The 17,358-nt window shown below is 43.3% G+C and carries 18 protein-coding genes and 1 other annotated feature; of the genes, 14 read left to right on the top strand and 4 right to left on the bottom strand.

Features of this window, described 5'->3' with window-relative positions:
* The first annotated feature begins 171 nt into the window (after positions 1-171).
* From A6755_RS24460 to A6755_RS27365, 13 genes are all read left to right on the top strand, one after another.
* Positions 172-1,461, top strand: coding sequence for an ABC transporter substrate-binding protein (locus A6755_RS24460; RefSeq protein ID WP_063592250.1), 1,290 nt, complete (start codon positions 172-174; stop codon positions 1,459-1,461).
* A 148-nt stretch (positions 1,462-1,609) separates the two neighbouring features.
* On the top strand, positions 1,610-2,470 hold the full coding sequence (locus A6755_RS24455; RefSeq protein WP_034305954.1) for a carbohydrate ABC transporter permease: 861 nt from the start codon (positions 1,610-1,612) through the stop codon (positions 2,468-2,470).
* Positions 2,470-3,288, top strand: coding sequence for a carbohydrate ABC transporter permease (locus A6755_RS24450; protein WP_034305951.1), 819 nt, complete (start codon positions 2,470-2,472; stop codon positions 3,286-3,288). The genes A6755_RS24455 and A6755_RS24450 overlap by 1 nt, the downstream gene beginning before the upstream one ends.
* 57 nt (positions 3,289-3,345) lie before the next feature.
* Positions 3,346-4,371 (top strand): LacI family DNA-binding transcriptional regulator, encoded by a 1,026-nt coding sequence (locus A6755_RS24445; RefSeq protein ID WP_063592680.1) that lies wholly within the window; start codon positions 3,346-3,348, stop codon positions 4,369-4,371.
* A 226-nt stretch (positions 4,372-4,597) separates the two neighbouring features.
* Positions 4,598-5,326: a ThuA domain-containing protein gene (locus tag A6755_RS24440; RefSeq protein ID WP_034305948.1), complete on the top strand. Its 729-nt coding sequence runs from the start codon at positions 4,598-4,600 to the stop codon at positions 5,324-5,326.
* 13 nt (positions 5,327-5,339) lie between these two features.
* Entirely contained in the window at positions 5,340-6,362 is a 1,023-nt protein-coding gene (locus A6755_RS24435) for a Gfo/Idh/MocA family protein (RefSeq protein WP_063592249.1), read from the top strand.
* A gap of 17 nt (positions 6,363-6,379) precedes the next feature.
* On the top strand, positions 6,380-7,420 hold the full coding sequence (locus tag A6755_RS24430; RefSeq protein ID WP_034305944.1) for a Gfo/Idh/MocA family protein: 1,041 nt from the start codon (positions 6,380-6,382) through the stop codon (positions 7,418-7,420).
* Between the two features lie 21 nt (positions 7,421-7,441).
* The gene (locus A6755_RS24425; RefSeq protein WP_063592248.1) at positions 7,442-8,410 is read left to right on the top strand and encodes a sugar phosphate isomerase/epimerase family protein; all 969 of its coding nucleotides are present in this window, start codon (positions 7,442-7,444) and stop codon (positions 8,408-8,410) included.
* A gap of 639 nt (positions 8,411-9,049) precedes the next feature.
* Positions 9,050-9,370 (top strand): PadR family transcriptional regulator, encoded by a 321-nt coding sequence (locus tag A6755_RS24420; RefSeq protein WP_033796096.1) that lies wholly within the window; start codon positions 9,050-9,052, stop codon positions 9,368-9,370.
* A 64-nt stretch (positions 9,371-9,434) separates the two neighbouring features.
* A complete protein-coding gene (locus A6755_RS24415) occupies positions 9,435-9,788 on the top strand; it encodes a DUF1048 domain-containing protein (protein WP_034305937.1) in 354 nt (117 codons plus the stop codon).
* Between the two features lie 198 nt (positions 9,789-9,986).
* The gene (locus tag A6755_RS24410; RefSeq protein ID WP_063592247.1) at positions 9,987-10,748 is read left to right on the top strand and encodes an ABC transporter ATP-binding protein; all 762 of its coding nucleotides are present in this window, start codon (positions 9,987-9,989) and stop codon (positions 10,746-10,748) included.
* On the top strand, positions 10,749-11,498 hold the full coding sequence (locus tag A6755_RS24405; protein ID WP_063592246.1) for an ABC transporter permease: 750 nt from the start codon (positions 10,749-10,751) through the stop codon (positions 11,496-11,498).
* A gap of 47 nt (positions 11,499-11,545) precedes the next feature.
* Complete coding sequence (locus A6755_RS27365; RefSeq protein ID WP_174878679.1) at positions 11,546-11,785, top strand: hypothetical protein; 240 nt, start codon at positions 11,546-11,548, stop codon at positions 11,783-11,785.
* A 233-nt stretch (positions 11,786-12,018) separates the two neighbouring features.
* Here A6755_RS27365 and rluF read toward each other — a convergent pair whose 3' ends face one another.
* From rluF to brnQ, 4 genes are all read right to left on the bottom strand, one after another.
* Positions 12,019-12,726, bottom strand: coding sequence for a 23S rRNA pseudouridine(2604) synthase RluF (gene rluF / locus A6755_RS24395; protein ID WP_034305927.1), 708 nt, complete (start codon positions 12,724-12,726; stop codon positions 12,019-12,021).
* 115 nt (positions 12,727-12,841) lie between these two features.
* Positions 12,842-13,741 carry a DMT family transporter gene (locus tag A6755_RS24390; RefSeq protein ID WP_034305924.1) on the bottom strand — a complete coding sequence of 300 codons (900 nt, stop codon included), beginning with the start codon at positions 13,739-13,741 and terminating at the stop codon, positions 12,842-12,844.
* 145 nt (positions 13,742-13,886) lie between these two features.
* The gene (locus tag A6755_RS24385) at positions 13,887-14,819 is read right to left on the bottom strand and encodes an aldo/keto reductase (RefSeq protein ID WP_034305921.1); all 933 of its coding nucleotides are present in this window, start codon (positions 14,817-14,819) and stop codon (positions 13,887-13,889) included.
* Positions 14,820-14,929: 110 nt separating this feature from the next.
* The gene (brnQ, locus tag A6755_RS24380; RefSeq protein ID WP_063592245.1) at positions 14,930-16,261 is read right to left on the bottom strand and encodes a branched-chain amino acid transport system II carrier protein; all 1,332 of its coding nucleotides are present in this window, start codon (positions 16,259-16,261) and stop codon (positions 14,930-14,932) included.
* 98 nt (positions 16,262-16,359) lie between these two features.
* Positions 16,360-16,606 (bottom strand) — a binding site (T-box leader).
* Between the two features lie 207 nt (positions 16,607-16,813).
* Between brnQ and A6755_RS27360 the strand changes: the two genes are divergently transcribed.
* Entirely contained in the window at positions 16,814-16,987 is a 174-nt protein-coding gene (locus A6755_RS27360; protein ID WP_164468807.1) for a hypothetical protein, read from the top strand.
* Positions 16,988-17,358 lie beyond the last annotated feature (371 nt).

Here is a 17,358-nt window from a genome sequence, read left to right as displayed (position 1 = left end):
TATAAAGCGCATAAATGTAAACGTTTGCAATATTTTTGTGAGGAGGTGATGTAAAAGAAGTACGATAGACTATGAATTTTATAGAATGAATGGCTTTTATTTTACTAATTTTATGCAAACGTTTTCTTAAAATTGCATGAATATTATGAGAAAAAGGGAGAGTGGGTAGGCATGAAGCGTAAAAAATGGTACGGGGGAATTCTTACTGTTTTATTGATTTTTAGTGTGATTTTGGCTGGATGCTCTTCTTCAACTGGCGGAAACAGCGACTCAAAGGATGTCGTGACGCTGGATATATTTCAATTCAAGGTAGAATTCAAGTCACAATTCGAGACATTGGCAAAACAATATGAAAAAGAAAATCCAAATGTGAAGATCAAGGTATCGACAGTCGGCGGCGGAAATGATTATAAATCAGCCATTACGGCAAAGTTCGCTTCAGGTGAGGAGCCAGCGGTGTTTAACATTGGCGGACCGGTAGATGTCGCACAATATAAAGATAGATTAACAGATTTAAAGGACACGAAGGCTGCTGCTGCAGCACTTGACGGTACTTTGGATGGCGTGGAAGAGGACGGGCAAGTCCTTGGACTTCCATTTAACCAGGAAGGATACGGCTTGATTTATAACAAACGGATATTTAAAGAAGCCGGAATCAATCCTGATGAAATTACAAGTTATGAAGCCTTAGAGGCGGCAGTTAAGAAAATCGATTCACAAAAAGACAAATTGAAAATCGATGCAGTTTTCGCTTATCCGATCAAAGAGAAGTGGGTGACAGGAAACCATTTATCCAATGTATTCTTATCACCGGAGTTTGATGGGAATGTGTTAGAAGCAAGTAAGGCACCAACGGTTAAATTCACGGATGGTGACAAGTTTAAACAATTGGTCGATATCCAAAATGAGTATTCCGTCCAGCCGACAGCAAGTCTTGATTACTCCCAACAAGTGGAGGAGCTGTTCTCGCTTGAAAAGGTTGCGATCATTCAGCAAGGTAACTGGGTGTATAACACAGTCTATGATATGGATCCTGAGTTAGCTGAAAAGGGAATTGGCATCATCCCGATTCCAAATGGAGACAATGCAGGCATGCCGGTCGGTGTACCGAACTATTGGGCAGTGAACAAGAAATCGGATGAAAAGGTACAGGAAGCAGCGAAGAAGTTCCTGGACTGGATGTATACATCCGAAGCAGGGAAAAAAGCCGTTTTGGAAGATTTTAAATTCATTCCTGCTTATGAAGGATATGATGTAGAGAAAATTGCCGATCCAATTTCAAAAGAAATTTATAAATACTCTCAAGAAGGAAATACGATTGGATGGGTGTTTAATGGATATCCGGTCGGTTGGAATGATGATCTTGGTGCAAGTGTCCAAAAATACGTAACTGGTAAATTGACTTGGGAGGAACTTGTCCAACAGAACATTGAAAATTGGGAGAAGATTCATAGCAAATAAGTGTTGGGGAATGCAAGTGACCAATCGGCAAGAAAAACGTGTCGATTGGTTGTTCCTTATTATAGAAAAGCCGCTAAGGGATTCATCAAATAACCCAGTCATGATCTAACCCATTAACTATTAAATCATTTCAAGGAGGTCGGTTTCGTTGAGAAATCGGGATGCCGCATATTGGCTGTTTTTGACACCTGTTCTTGCTGCACTCATTTTGGTTGTGATCGTGCCACTCATCTACGGATTTTATTATTCCTTTACGAATTGGAACGGTTTAGGGACACCGGATTTCATCGGTTTTAAGAATTATATAGACTTGTTTACGGATAAAGGGTTCCTTGATACATTTTGGTTCACGATTAAATTTTCCGTAGCGGCAATTGTGGTAATTAATATCATCGGATTAAGTTTGGCTCTCATCGTGACTTCGAAAATTAAATCAAGCAACATATTGCGGACAGTTTTCTTTATGCCCAATTTAATTGGCGGCTTGATACTCGGCTTTATTTGGCAGTTCATTTTTATTAAGGTCTTCGGTGCGATTGGAGACTTGACGGGGATCGAAGCATTTAATGGTTGGTTATCGACGACTGATACAGGTTTTTGGGGATTGATCATTTTAACGTCCTGGCAAATGGCCGGATATATCATGATCATTTATATCGCCTATCTGCAGGCAGTTCCTGAAGACTTGATCGAAGCGGCAAAAATTGACGGAGCTAACAGTTTCCAGCGCTTTCGCCATATAACTTTTCCGCTAGTGGCACCTGCTTTTACCGTCAGTTTGTTTTTGACGCTTTCCCACTCGTTCAAGATCTATGATCAAAACCTTTCCTTGACGAATGGAGCTCCCTATAATTCAACTGAAATGGTTGCGATGAACATTGTAAAATCCGCCTTCACCGAAAACGATATGGCATATGCACAGGCAAAAGCCGTTATTTTTTTCGTAATCGTGGCGGTCGTTTCGCTGACACAAGTCTATTTCAATAAAAAACGGGAGGTTGAGCTGTAATGAAGGGAAAATGGAAATTGTGGCTGATTGGATTCATCGGATTCATTTTGGCCATATTATGGCTCACTCCGTTTTATTTAATGCTTGTCAATGCTTTTAAAATGAAACGGGATATATTTGCCGATACATTGGGACTGCCTGAAACCTGGACATTGGAAAACTTCACTCAAGCTTTCGAGCAATTGGATTTCCTCCGGACTTTATTCAATTCTTTATTGATATCGGGCGTCAGTGTAGTCATCATCATCATTTTTTCTGCGATGGCAGCATACGCTCTTTCCCGAAATAAAAGTAAAATAAGTTCCCTGCTTTTCTTTGTGTTCGTAGCAGCCATGCTGATCCCGTTTCAGTCTGTGATGATACCGCTCGTTGCCCAATTCGGACAGCTTGGGATGCTGAACAAGGCTGGACTGATTTTCATGTATTTAGGTTTTGGCTGCAGTCTATCCATATTCCTATATCATGGTACCTTAAAAGGGATTCCCCTCTCACTAGATGAGGCAGCAAAGATTGATGGTGCAAACCGATTTCAAGTATTTTGGTATATCATATTTCCATTATTAAAGCCGATGTCCATTACTGTTGGGATCTTGAATGTCATTTGGATATGGAACGACTATTTGCTGCCATCCCTTGTTATTGGCGGCGCGGGATCGGAGACCATTCCACTTAAATTATTCTTCTTCTTCGGACAATATACGAAGCAATGGCATCTCGCCTTGGCTGGACTTACTTTATCCATCATTCCAGTCATCATTGCGTACTTTTTTGCTCAGAGGCAAATTATTAAAGGAATTGCAGATGGAGCCGTTAAATAACTATTTAAATATAGGGAATATTAAACCATGTGCGGTGAACGAGGAGTGTTGATGAATTTGTCTGTTACTATAAAAGACGTTGCCAAAAAAGCAAATGTCGCTCCATCAACGGTATCGCGTGTAATCCATAACAGCCCGACAATCAGTGAAAAGACCAAGCGCAAGGTATTAAAGGAAATGGGCTATCATATGAATGAAAATGCCCGGAACTTAGTCACGAAGTCAACTAAGGCCATTGGGATCGTCATGAAAAGTTCGGCAAGGGAATCACTTTATAATCCCTTTTTTCCCGAAGTGATCCGTGGCATCGGAGATTTCTGTAATAAAGAAGGGTACAGTCTTTCTCTGACTACCGGCGAGACGGAGGATGCCATCTTTGAGGATGTCGTGAAAATGGTCCAGGGCAGAAGAGTGGATGGCATGATTGTTTTGTACTCTAAAAAGGACGATAAAGTGGTGCCGTATTTATTGAAGCAGGGCTTCCCGTTCGTTTTGATCGGGAAGCCAAGTACGAACATGAGCGGTATCACATTCATTGATAACGATAATGTTCAAGCGGCCAGGGAAGTATCGGAGTTTGTAATCAATCTTGGACATGAGCGAATCGCCTTTTTAGGAGGCAGCCCCGAGTTTGAAGTGATCCAGGACCGCTTGACAGGCTTTCAACAAGCGATGGAACAGGCCGGGGTGGATGTGCGACAGGAATATATCAAATTGATTCCTTTAAATCGAACGGATGGAATAAAGGCGATTGACGAATTGCTGGAATTGAAGGAGGCACCAACCGCTTTTTTGGTTATGGATCTTTTATTGGGTGTGCTCTTACTTGGAGTGTTAGCCGAAAAGAACTTGAAAGTGCCGCAGCAAATAAGCGTCGTCTGTTTTAACCACTCAGAATTCATAGAATTTTTAAGTACCCCGCTGACAACGGTTGATATCCATACGTATCAGTTAGGGTATGAAGCCGCAAAATGCGTTTTCGATCTTATTGCGAATCCGGAAATGATGGAAAAGAGCATCAGCATTCCTACCAAAATCATAAAGCGGGAGTCGCATTTTGTTGCTGAAAAGGAAATTAAATGAAAATTGTAGAAATGTTTTACCAATTAAAGCTTGATTTTTGCTAACATAAATTTACAATATAGATTATCACTATTATTTTTGAAAATTCATACTTTCTAAGGTCGATAAGTATGTTCTTATATTTTGATCATCCCTAACGCAAACGTTTGCGTTTTGAATAAAGAGGTAATAGTTAAACATCAAAACAAGTTGTCGTGAAATGATTCTTGAATGGAGGAGGTTGTTCATGAGAGTCCTTGTATGGAATGAGTTTCGCCACGAGAAAACAAAGCCTGAAGTAGCAAAAGTATATCCGGATGGCATCCATGGTGCAATTGCCGGCTTTTTACAAAGTGAACAGGTCGAAGTGAGGACCGCTACTCTCGATGAAGAAGAGCACGGATTAACCGAGGAAGTACTGGAACGAACCGATGTACTGCTTTGGTGGGGTCATGTTGCACATGATGAAGTTCAGGATGAAATCATTGCAAGGGTTCACAAGCGAGTACTCGAGGGAATGGGTCTCATCGTCCTCCATTCTGGTCATTTTTCAAAGATCTTCAAACGATTGATGGGAACGACTTGTGATTTGAAATGGCGGGTGGCGGATGAAAGGGAACGGCTTTGGGTAGTCGATCCTAGTCACCCTATCGTTGATGGAATCGGAGAATATATCGAGCTTGAAAAGGAAGAGATGTACGGGGAACATTTTGATATTCCTGCACCAGATCAATTAATATTCGTCAGTTGGTTTGAAGGCGGGGAGATATTCAGAAGCGGTTGCACGTATCAGCGGGGTAAAGGGAGGATTTTCTATTTCCGTCCAGGACATGAAACATATCCTACCTACCATAATCCGGAGATTCAACGTGTGATTAAAAATGCCGTTGATTGGGTCAAGCCGGAATTCGGAATCGCAACGAACTATGGTAAAGCCGAACCGTTGGAATCCATCTCATCCAAAGAGCTGAAGTGAAGGAGAGAACAAAATGGGCATAGTGAAGGTAGGAGTCATTGGATGCGGGAGTATCGCAAAAAACAGGCATTTTCCGGAGTATGAATCACATCAGGAAACGGAGATCATTGCCGTTTGTGATATTGTGCCGGACCGGGCGAATGCAGCAGCACAAAGGTATGGAGCGCAAGCATATACTGATTATATAGAACTTTTGAAGAATGAGGAGATTGAAGCGATCAGTGTGTGTACACCGAATTACCTGCATGCACGCATCACGGTTGCGGCCTTGGAAGCGGGTAAGCATGTCCTATGTGAGAAACCAATGGCTACTTCTTTAGCAGACGCTGAAAAAATGAATGAAGCAGCAGCGAAAAGCGGCAAAATACTAATGATTGGCCATAATCAGCGATTTGTTCCCTCTCATCAAAAAGCGAAACAGCTTATTGAGAGCGGGGAGCTAGGGAAGATCTATAGCTTCCGGACGGCTTTTGGACATTCCGGGCCGGAAACCTGGAGCGTGGACGGACTGGAAAGCTGGTTTTTTAAAAAAGATCAGGCGGTCATTGGTGCAATGGGCGATTTAGGCGTTCATAAAGCTGATTTATTACGGTATATCCTTGGAGAAGAATTTGTTGAAGTGGGAGCCTTTGTGGAAACGACTGCCAAGAAAAACACGGACGTTGATGATAGTGCGGCCTGTATCCTCCGGACGGAGAACGGTATCATCGGAACTCTTACCGCCAGCTGGTCTTATGCAAAAGAAGACAATGCTACCGTCATTTATGCGGAAAAAGCGGTATTGCGCCTTGAAGACGATCCGAAATACTCACTGATCATCCATCATGATAATGGAAAGACAGAAACCATCCAATTAGGAAGCATCCAGACTAATGACTCAGAAGGACAGCATGATTCCGAAGTGATCAGCCACTTTGTAAAATGTGTGGTGGACAATGAGGAGCCTCTTGTCTCAGGAGTTGAAGGATTAAAATCATTAAAAGTCATTCTTGGCGCGATGGAATCAAATGCATCCCGAAAAATCATCCGCTTATAAAGGGGTTAAAAGTCATCATGTACAAATTAAAAATGGGTATTATCGGTGCTGGCGGAATTGCCCAAAAAAGGCATATCCCAGCTTTTCAAAAATTTCAAGATAAAGTGGTTTTATACGCCATTCAGGATATAGATGAAATGAAGGCGCGGGAAGTGGCGCGGGAATTTCATATCGAGAAGGTTTTCACGAATTATGAAGAAATGTTTGCTGAAGTGGATGCTGTTACAATCGCAACGCCAAACAAGTTTCACGCTGAGATTTCCATTGCTGCCCTGCAAGCGGGTGTACATGTGTTATGCGAAAAGCCGATGGCCATTACAACCGAGGAATGTTTAGCGATAACCGAGGCTGCAAACATATCCGGTAAAGTGTTATCGACTGCCTATCATTACCGCTTCATGAAGGAAGCCCAGGCTGCAAAGAAAATGATTCAGGCCGGTGAAATCGGTGAACCGTATGTAGCGCGTGTACAGGCAATCAGGCGGCGCAAAGTCCCTGGCTGGGGAGTTTTTACAAGCAAGGAATTGCAAGGCGGGGGAAGCGTGATCGATTACGGCTGCCATTTGCTCGATTTGGCATTATGGCTGATGGATGACCCAGAACCGATTGAAATCGTAGGTTCGACATATAATTATGTCAGTAAGGGTGTCGATCAGGTCAATTTATGGGGCAATTTCGATGCCTCGGTATTTGAAGTGGATGACCATGCCACGGCATATATCAAATTTGCCAACGGAGCATCTCTATTATTCGAAACATCTTGGGCCGCGAATATCCGTGAAGAAGCAACTGTTTTGAGTTTATCCGGAACGCAGGGCGGACTTGATGTATTTCCGCTGGTCTTGAATCAGGCTAAGCACGGCATGCTTTTAAACAGTGAGGCTGTATGGATGCCAGGAGAGGATACACCAGACCTGCAACAGGCAGAGAACTTTATCAACAGCTGCCTAGGGTTAGCGGAACCATTGGTAAAACCATCGGAAGCCATGAAAGTTTCGAAAATAATCGAAGCCATCTATCAAAGCTCGGCAAGTGGGAAGGTCATGAGCATAAATTAATGAAAAGGTGAGGTGGGGCAAGTGAAATTAGGGGTCTTTACAGTGCTATTTGCTCAAAAATCATTCGAGGATATGCTTGATTATGTCGCGGATTCCGGATTAAAAACAGTTGAAATCGGTACAGGCGGGTATCCAGGGAATATCCATTGTCCACTCGATAAACTGCTCGAAAGTGAAGAAAAGCGCCAAAAATACCTCGAAGCCGTTCAAACAAGAGGGTTAACGATCAGTGCATTCAGCTGCCATGGCAATCCAATCTCTCCTGATGAAACCTTCGCTAAAGAAAGTGATGAAACACTGATCAAAACAATCAAACTTGCATCCTTACTGAACGTCCCGGTCGTCAATACCTTTTCTGGTACAGCGGGTGATCACGAAGGAGCTAAATATCCAAACTGGCCCGTAGCCCCATGGCCGAATGAGTATACAGATGTGCTGAAATGGCAATGGGAAGAAAAATTGATCCCCTATTGGAAGAAAGTGGCCGCCATTGCCGATGAACACAATATAAAAATCGGCCTTGAACTGCATGGGGGCTTTCTCGTCCACACACCCTACACCTTGTTAAAACTGCGGGAAGCTACATCTGATGCAATAGGCGCCAACCTTGATCCAAGCCATCTTTGGTGGCAGGGCATCGAACCAGTAGGAGCCATCAAAATTCTAGGGAAAGCGGGAGCAATCTACCACTTCCACGCAAAAGACACATACCTGGATCAGGATAACATCAATATGTATGGATTGACCGACATGCAGCCTTATGGCAATATCCAGAGCCGTGCCTGGAACTTCCGCTCTGTAGGATGTGGCCACAGCCTGCAAGAGTGGTCCGACATCATGAGCGCCCTTCGCACATACGGTTACGATTACGTCGTCAGCATCGAACACGAGGATCCGCTGATGTCAGTTGAAGAAGGATTCCAACGGGCCGTAACCAATCTGAAAACTGTACTCATCAACGAAAGTCCAACTGATTTATGGTGGGTATAATTTAGAGCCGAAAAGAGCAGCCTAATGCAGGTTGCTTTTTATTTTCGCCCTTACTCGTGCAAAAGTGGATAAGTGGAATTCACGAGTAAAAGTGCGAAATTCACGAGTAAAACAGCATAATTCACGAGTAAAAGTGCGAAACTCACGAGTAAAAGCATAAAATTCACGTGTAAAAGCGTGAAACTCACGGATAAAAGTGAATTTCACGAGTAAAACAGCTTAAATCACGAGTAAAAGTGCGAAACTCACAAGTAAAAGCATAAAATTCACGAGTAAAACAGCATAATTCACGAGTAAAAGTGCGAAACTCACAAGTAAAAGCATAAAATTCACGAGTAAAACAGCATAATTTACGTCTGCTGTATCGAGAGAGCTAGTTTTAAAAAAAATCAATTTGACAGTCACCCTACTGCGTGTTACAGCATATCTTGTAGTAAGTAACACAATATACCGATATCACAGAGTAGTGAAGTTGCAGAAATATTTTTAAGAAATAAAGTTGACACTTCTGCTACTCGGTGTTACAGTTTAGTTGTAATAAGTAATACTAAATAGTGTGATTTCCCAAAACCTATTCAGTATAAAAATTTCCCTCGGAACTACGTTGTAATATAAGTCACAAAATAGAGGAGGCTGAGCATGGAAAATTTAACTGAAATGCTGAAGGGTTCGCTGGAAGGCTGCGTGCTGGAAATCATCAGCCGCCATGAAACCTATGGCTACGAGATTACCCGCCGCCTGAACGAGCTTGGGTTTACTGAAGTCGTGGAAGGGACGGTCTACACCATCCTCGTGCGATTAGAAAAGAAAAAACTGGTGAACATAGAGAAGAAACCGTCAGATATGGGGCCGCCCCGCAAGTTTTACTCACTTAATGAGGCTGGACGCCAGGAACTTGAATTGTTTTGGGAAAAATGGGATTTTGTTTCATCAAAAATCAATGTCTTAAAGTCAATCTAGCTTCATAAGATATTCCGTACGCATTTTTGGAGTGTCTTGTTTATAAAAAAGGAGGATAAATAACATGATGGAATTATTCAAAAAAATGATTGGTGATAAAAAAGAGTATAAAATGATGATGGCACGGGTTGAAGCTCTGCCAGAGGACTACCAATTTGTATTTAAGAAAATTCAAAACTATATGTGGAATTTCTCAGCGGGCAACGGGATGGATATGCTGCACATGCAGTATGAATTAATCGAGTTGTTCGAAGCCGGTGCTGCGGAAGGTAGGCAAGTGCTGGAAATCACTGGGGACGATGTGGCGTCCTTTGCCGACGAACTAGTGGCAAATGCTAGAACCTATTTCGCCAAGTATCGTGAGGATTTGAATGACAGTATCATGAAGCGATTGGGAAAAAATAAATTCAATAAATAATTCCGACTGAATAGCTGGTTACAAATGTGGAATGCCACCTTCGCTATTCAGTTATATTTTTAACCCAGTAGTAAGTTATACAGATTATCAGTAAGACTAAATAGAGGAGAATAGGCAACCTAGTCCGCTGGGTGCTCGGAAGGATAAATTCGAATCTTACAAGCGGCATTACTGCGCTATTAAAAGGAGGAAAAAAGTATGAGCCATGCAGTGATTACTGTAAAGGGGTTAAAAAAATCCTTTAAAGACAATGAAGTTTTAAAGGGGGTGGATTTTGAGGTGCGGCGTGGCGAAATTTTTGCCCTGCTGGGCTCAAATGGAGCGGGCAAGACGACGACGGTCAACATCCTCTCGACGCTGATGAAGTCCGATGGCGGCAAAGTAGGTATTTGCGGCTTTGACGTTCAGCATGAACCGGATCATGTTCGTCAGAGCATCAGCCTGACAGGACAGTTCGCAGCTTTAGACGGCATGCTCACCGGGCGGGAAAACCTGCTGATGGTCGCCAAGTTGCGGGGAGTTTCCAATCCCGCTCAAGTCGCCGACAATCTGCTTGCGAGATTCAGCCTGACCGATGCGGCCAACCGCCGGGCGGATAAATATTCCGGCGGGATGAAGCGCCGGCTTGACATCGCCATGAGCCTAATCGGGACGCCAGCAGTCATTTTTCTCGACGAACCGACGACAGGGCTTGACCCCGAAGCCCGGATTGAAGTCTGGGATACGGTCAAGGAGCTAGCTGGCGGCGGCACGACAATTCTGCTGACGACCCAGTACCTGGAGGAAGCAGAACAACTGGCGGACCGTATCGCCATCCTGCATGGCGGAAAAATCATCTCGACCGGTACCCTTACCGAACTCAAGGAGATGTTCCCGCCAGCGAAAGTAGAGTACATCGAGAAGCAGCCGACATTGGAGGAAATTTTCCTCGCAATCATCGGCAAAAAGGAGGAGATGTAAATGAATAGCAAAACAGGGGTATTACTAGGGCGTTTAATGCGCAACATCATGCGCAGCCCGGATACGATTATCACGGTGGCGATCACGCCAATTATGATGATGTTGCTGTTTGTCTACGTATTTGGCGGGGCCATAGAGGCAGGCTCGGACAACTACGTCAATTATTTATTGCCGGGAATCTTGCTGATGGCTATCGCATCCGGCGTCGCTTACACTTCAGTAAGGCTGTTTACGGATGTGAAGAGCGGGTTGATGGCGCGTTTCATTACCATGCCCATCAAGCGCTCGTCGGTATTGTGGGCTCACGTGTTGACCTCGCTAATATCCAATTTGCTTACTGTCGTCGTGGTTATCCTCGTCGCACTCTTGATGGGCTTCCGTTCCAGCGCTGATATCCTGGATTGGCTAGCGGTAGCTGGGATAATCGTGCTGTTTACGCTGGCGCTGACATGGCTGGCGGTCATTCCTGGATTGACAGCGGGGTCTTTGGAAGGAGCGACAGCCTACTCGTACCCGCTGATTTTCCTGCCGTTTATCAGTTCGGCCTTCGTCCCCACCGAAACCATGCCTAAAATTGTCCGTGCGTTCGCCGAGAACCAGCCAGTGACTTCAATCGTGAATGCGATTCGAGCCCTTTTGTATGAAGGGTCTGTTGGGAACGATATCTGGATTGCGCTTGCCTGGTGTGTCGGCATCATGGTCATCGCTTACTTCTTCGCCAGTAAAGTATTTAAACGCCAGTTCGGGTAAGTACACCATTATCGGATTGGTCATCTCATAGTCAGCCGGAGCGATGAATGCATCACATGGAAGACTGCTTAAATGCCGGAGCAACCATCGATGAAATCATGGAAACCTTCAAAATTGATGTGATTGGTGGCGGCCACTTATCCCATCATGGGATTTGCCATACTTGCTTTAGAAGAATTTACAGCAAAAGGGTAGTGGTCGTTCGCAGAGGAAAAATGAAAAGAATAAAGCACATAGATGTAATTGACAGGAAAAGAGTAGATCCAGAAACAATCTTTAAAAACTAGATTCCTATCATTATCATAAAATGCATGGAGCTCCCCGCCGGAATTCGCGAGTAAAAGTGCGGAATTCACAAGTAAAAGCGTGAAACTCACGAGTAAAAGTGCAAAACTCACGAGTAAAAGCGTGAAATTCACGAGTAAATCTGCAAAACTACGAATAAAAGCAAAATGATTGCAGGAAATTCTCCTGAAATTAAAAAAGCGATGCCCCCGGAATTCTGGGGGCATCTTCATTATCATCTTTTCCTAGGGGAATAATCCAATTCCTTAAATAGTTCCGTCAATTCATCCTCGGTCAGGTCACGCCATTGTCCGATCGCCAGTCCGTCCAGATGGATGTTCATGATCCGGATTCGATGTAAATCACGGACTTCATAACCTAGTGCGGAGCACATACGGCGGATTTGCCTGTTCAGTCCTTGCATTAAAGTGATGTTAAATGTGTATTTGGTCAACTGCTCAACTTTACAAGGAAGTGTTTTCGTATCCAAAATCTCCACTCCGGATGACATATCTTTGATGAAGGAAGCGGTAAGTGGCTTATCCACGGTTACGATGTATTCTTTTTCATGCTTGTTTTCTGCACGAAGGATTTCATTAACGATATCTCCGTCATTTGTAAGAAGGATCAGACCGCTTGAGTCTTTGTCCAGCCGTCCGATATGAAAAATGCGAAGCGGATGATTTACAAAATCAACGATGTTCCCTTTTATGTGTTTTTCGGTCGTACTTGTAATCCCTATCGGTTTATTCAGTGCAATATAGACATTTTGCTGTTCGACTTTTATCGGCTTGCCGTCCACCCGGACATCATCGCCGGGTTCAGCTTGACTGCCGAGCTCAGCTACAGTGCCATTAATCGTCACACGGCCCTCGGCTATCCATTTGTCTGCGCCTCGTCGCGAGGTAATTCCGGATTCACTGATAAATTTATTGATCCTCAACTAAAGCACACCTTTACTTTCAGATTTTCTTCTTTAAAGGATAACGTAAATCATGGTGCATAGACAAGGGGAAAAGAGAAGAAAGCGTTCGTTGGTGTGTATCACTGGATGCCCTTTACATGTTCTTCGTGATAGCTGACGGATCTGCTTTTTTCTTTTTGCTTGTCAGGTAGACGCCGAGGAAAACAAGGAGGCCACCGAGGGTTTGGATGGTCGTAATCGCATGACCCAAAATAAGGCTAAGAATGGCGGTAAATACAGCAATCAAATTTAGATAAATCCCAGCCTGGCCGGCATTGATATGACGAAGGGAAATATTCCAGAAAATAAATGAGCCGACAGAAGGGAAAATCCCGATATATAAGAGACCGGTGATGGCTTTACTGCTTAAATCAAGGTTCATTCCCGAGCCAATGGCAAATGGAGCAATGAGAAACAAACCGAGAAATACGGAAACGGCAGTGGCTGAGATGATCGGAATGTTTTTCAGTTTTTTACCGATTATAGAATAGAAGGTCCAAACGAGAATCGCCAGGATCATCAATAGGTCGCCTTTATTATAATTGAGCTCGAATATATCCAGAAGGTGTCCTTTTGTCAAGACTAATAAAACGCCGAATAAAGATATGATAAGTCCGAGTGCATGGATGGATGAAATTTTCTCCTTTAACAGCAAAGAAGAAAAAAGAACAATTAATGCAGGGTTCATGGAATTGACAAGAGCTGCATTCATGGAAGTTGTGTAGGTCAGAGCCCAATAAAGGAAAAAATTATAACTGATGATCCCGAGCACACCCATGACTAGTAGTAATTTCCAGGCTTTCCATACACTCTTCCAGTCTGGTTTTTCAATCCATTGCGCTAAAGGAAACAATAAGAAAACTGCGATTAGCCATCGCGCAAATGTTAGTTGGATCGGGGAAAGTTCGGTCACAACGTACTTTCCGAATATATAATTACCGGCCCAGAACAAATTTGCCAAGATAAGAAATAAAATAACAATAGATTTTTTCATCAGACTGCCTCTCCCTGAATTTATGGAATATTCACTAAATATAGCAAAATAGGGGTACCTAAGCAATATAGGGGGCCTATCAGTCAATTTTGAACAGGAAAAAGGCCGTTCAACTTTAGCTGAACAGCCTTTTCACACATCTATATTAAGCGAAAATGGCACTGATTTCGGCGATTTCATCCATGGTTAGATCGACGTCCAATGCTTGTAGGTTGCGTGTGACCTGTTCTGGTTTTTTCGCTCCGGGAATCAGTACATCTATCGAGTGCCTGGTTAAATACCAAGCTAGTACGACATCGGCGACATCGGTATGCTTCCTGTTGGCGATCGCCCGTACTTCTTCCACTTTTTGCAGGTTGCTTACAAAGGCTTGTCCTTGGAAAAGCGGACTTTTTGCCCGGCCGTCATCGAATGTTGAATCCTGATTATATTTGCCGCCGAGCAAACCGGAAGCAAGGGGGAAATAAGGAATGAAGGAAATATCATTTTCGGCTGTATATGGAAGCAGGTCTTGCTCTGCCTCCCGTTTGAATAGATTGTACTCGGATTGCAGGACATCGACATAGCCGTCTTTATTCGCTTCCTTCAATTGTTCAAACGAAAAGTTAGAGACGCCGATTGACTTTATCTTGCCTGCATCCTTCAATTCCTTTAAGGCACCCACTGCCTCATCTTTAGGGGTATCACCATCAGGGAAATGGATATAGAATAAGTCGATGTAGTCTGTTTGGAGCCTTTTTAGACTCGAGTCCACGGCATTTTTCAGAAAAGCGGGAGAGTTATCAAAAACGATGCTGCCATCGACAAATTTGTGTGCCCCTTTAGTGGCAAGGACTATTTCTTCGCGTTTCAGGCTCTCTTTAAGGATTTCACCGATAAGTTCTTCTGAACGTTCAGGACCGTAAATGTAAGCTGTATCCCAAAAGTTGATTCCTTCTTCCAATGCCGTTCTCAAAACATCCCTTCCTGTATCCTCACTTAGATTAGGGAATAGGTTATGTCCGCCAATTGCATTCGTGCCAAGGCCAATCGGGTTTACATACAGATCTGTTTTACCAATACGGGTTTGCTTGGACATATTACTTATCATCTCCTTTGACACCATCATAACAAAAAGTCGTTGCCGATTTCCAAAATAAAGCAATGAAGTAAGCAGATGACCGGAAAGATCACCTGCTTACTTCATTATTATAGTGTTTCGACTTCCAACTCCTCAGCGGGAGCAGTTTGTCCAATTTGACTGAGCAGAATGCCAAGGGCTGTACCGACGAGAGCAGGGATGACCCACTCCATGCCGTAAGCGGAAAGGGGAAGGACATCAGTCAAGGTTTGTACGGGTCCTAATTGTAAGCCGAAAGCATTCAGCCCATCCATCAAGGCGAATACTCCTGTGAAAGTCATTGCACTGCGATAAACCTTCTTCGGGTTTTTGAAATGACGGCTGAAGAATGTCAGGACAATCAGGACGATCGTTAGCGGATAAGCCATCACAAGGAATGGTACCGATACTTTCAGAATTTGATTCAGACCCATATTTGAAAGGATGAAACCGACGATTGTTACAATCAGAATGACGGTTTTATAGTTCAGCTTTGGGAAAAGTTTCGAGAAATACTGTCCGCAAGCAGTCGTCAACCCGACAACGGTGGTGAAGCATGCCAAAGTGAAAATGATGCCAAGAAGGGCCTTCCCGCCGGTTCCTAGTAAAAGGGTGGAAGCGACAGTGAGGATATCCGTTCCATTTTCGAATGACCCACCGGCCGCCATGCGTGCTCCCATTACACCTAAGGAGATATAAACTAAAGAAAGCAAAACGCCAGCGATGAGACCCGCTTTTACTGTATATCTCGTCAATTGTTTTCGTTCGGAAATCCCCCTTTGCTGGATTGAAGTAAGGATGACAATCCCAAAGGCCAAGGCAGCTAAAGCATCCATCGTGTTGTAGCCTTCGATGAACCCTTTTGAAAAGGCTCCTGCAGCATATGCTTCGGTTGGAGCTTGGAAAGGAGCATCAAGCTTTACGAACCCAACGACACAGAGAATGACCATGGACAAAAGTAGAACGGGCGTGATCCAGCGTCCCATGAAGGTTTCCATTTTTTCCGGATTCAATGAAATGGCATAAACGATGATGAAAAATATGGTTGTGAAAATGAATAGAAATAGTGGTTGATCCACAGAGTCGCCAAGATACGGCTTGAAGCCCATTTCATAGGCAACATTCGCATTCCGCGGAATGGCCAGAAACGGCCCGATGCTTAAATAGATTACGACCATGAACAACGTGCTGAATAGGGGATGTACTCGGGCACCGATGGTTTGTGCGCCGCCTTTAACAAGTGAGACTGCAAGAAGCACCAAAATTGGCAGGCCGACTCCGGTGGCGACAAAACCGGCGATGGCTGGCCAGAAAGAAGTTCCAGAAGATGCTCCTAAAAATGGAGGGAATATGAGATTCCCGGCTCCGAAAAACATTGAGAAAAGCATAAGGCCGATAAATAATGTGTCTGTTTTTTTCATGGTGATTTCTCCTTTTTTTTTAATGATAACTCCCGCCGACTGGCCTGAAAAAGGCTAATTAAAGTGTTTTGTGCAAATAAAAAACTCGCCCCTGAAATATCAGGGACGAGTTTGTGCTCGCGTTACCACCCATATTCCGCACTTCAAAGAAGCTGCGGCACTCAGTCAACGTACGAATTCATACGTGATCCATTGTAACGGCGGAAACCCGTCAAAGCCTACTGCATTTTCAGCTTTGCATCTCAGAGATGATTTTCGGATAGGCCTTGGACATCGACTTCCACCACATGTCGACTCTCTGTGGAACAGGGTTCTCATCTTACTCTTTCTCTTCATAGATTTTATAATATAAAGATAATTTAGCAAATTCTGATTATGAAGTCAACAAAATTTATCATTAATCCTTTCAAAGGAGCAGGAAATTAGTCCCCATTTGGCGAAACCAACTTTATCAAGAGTGTTTTTTAAAGAAGAATAGGATATTACTCCCTATTATCTTTCTAATCGCAACTATATTATAATAGAAGGCAGAACACTAAAGGAGACAACAACATGTCTGAAAATAAAAAATTAAGCCTGGCGGATGCAGTCAAACAAAAACTGGCTCAAAAGCAAGCAGGATCAAGTAAAGATAAACTGGAAACAGGCGTTGTGAAGAAAACGAAACAGCTAAAAAGCCAGTTGACCAAAAAGCCGAATAACCAACGTAAGCGTACAGGGGTATAATCCTAATTCGTCAAAGGACAAGTACTGTTCGGAGCTTATCATTGAGCAGTTACCTTTTATGAATGAGGGTACTGCTTTTTTATATGAATGCAAAAATGGGGATTAAGTAATGGACGAGCCAGAGTGATTTTGTTTTTTATCGTTTATAGGTAAGTTGAAGGGCTGGGCTTCTGGTCATTTAGAGGGATGGAGAATGGTTCGCTCACTTCTAGCTGATATGTAGAAAAACATATTTTCTCGAAAATGGAAATGACATCTCTGTATCGGTTTATTAAAAACATTACAGTTCCAGTTGTTTCTGTTTTAAAATTGTAAGAGTGGTGACATGTTGTTACCATATTGTTTTGCTAAAATAACATTTTAAGGTTTTG

This window comes from Peribacillus frigoritolerans (genome assembly GCF_001636405.1).
Taxonomy (GTDB): Bacteria; Bacillota; Bacilli; order Bacillales; family DSM-1321; genus Peribacillus; species Peribacillus frigoritolerans.
This window is presented reverse-complemented; position numbering and strand designations above follow the sequence as displayed.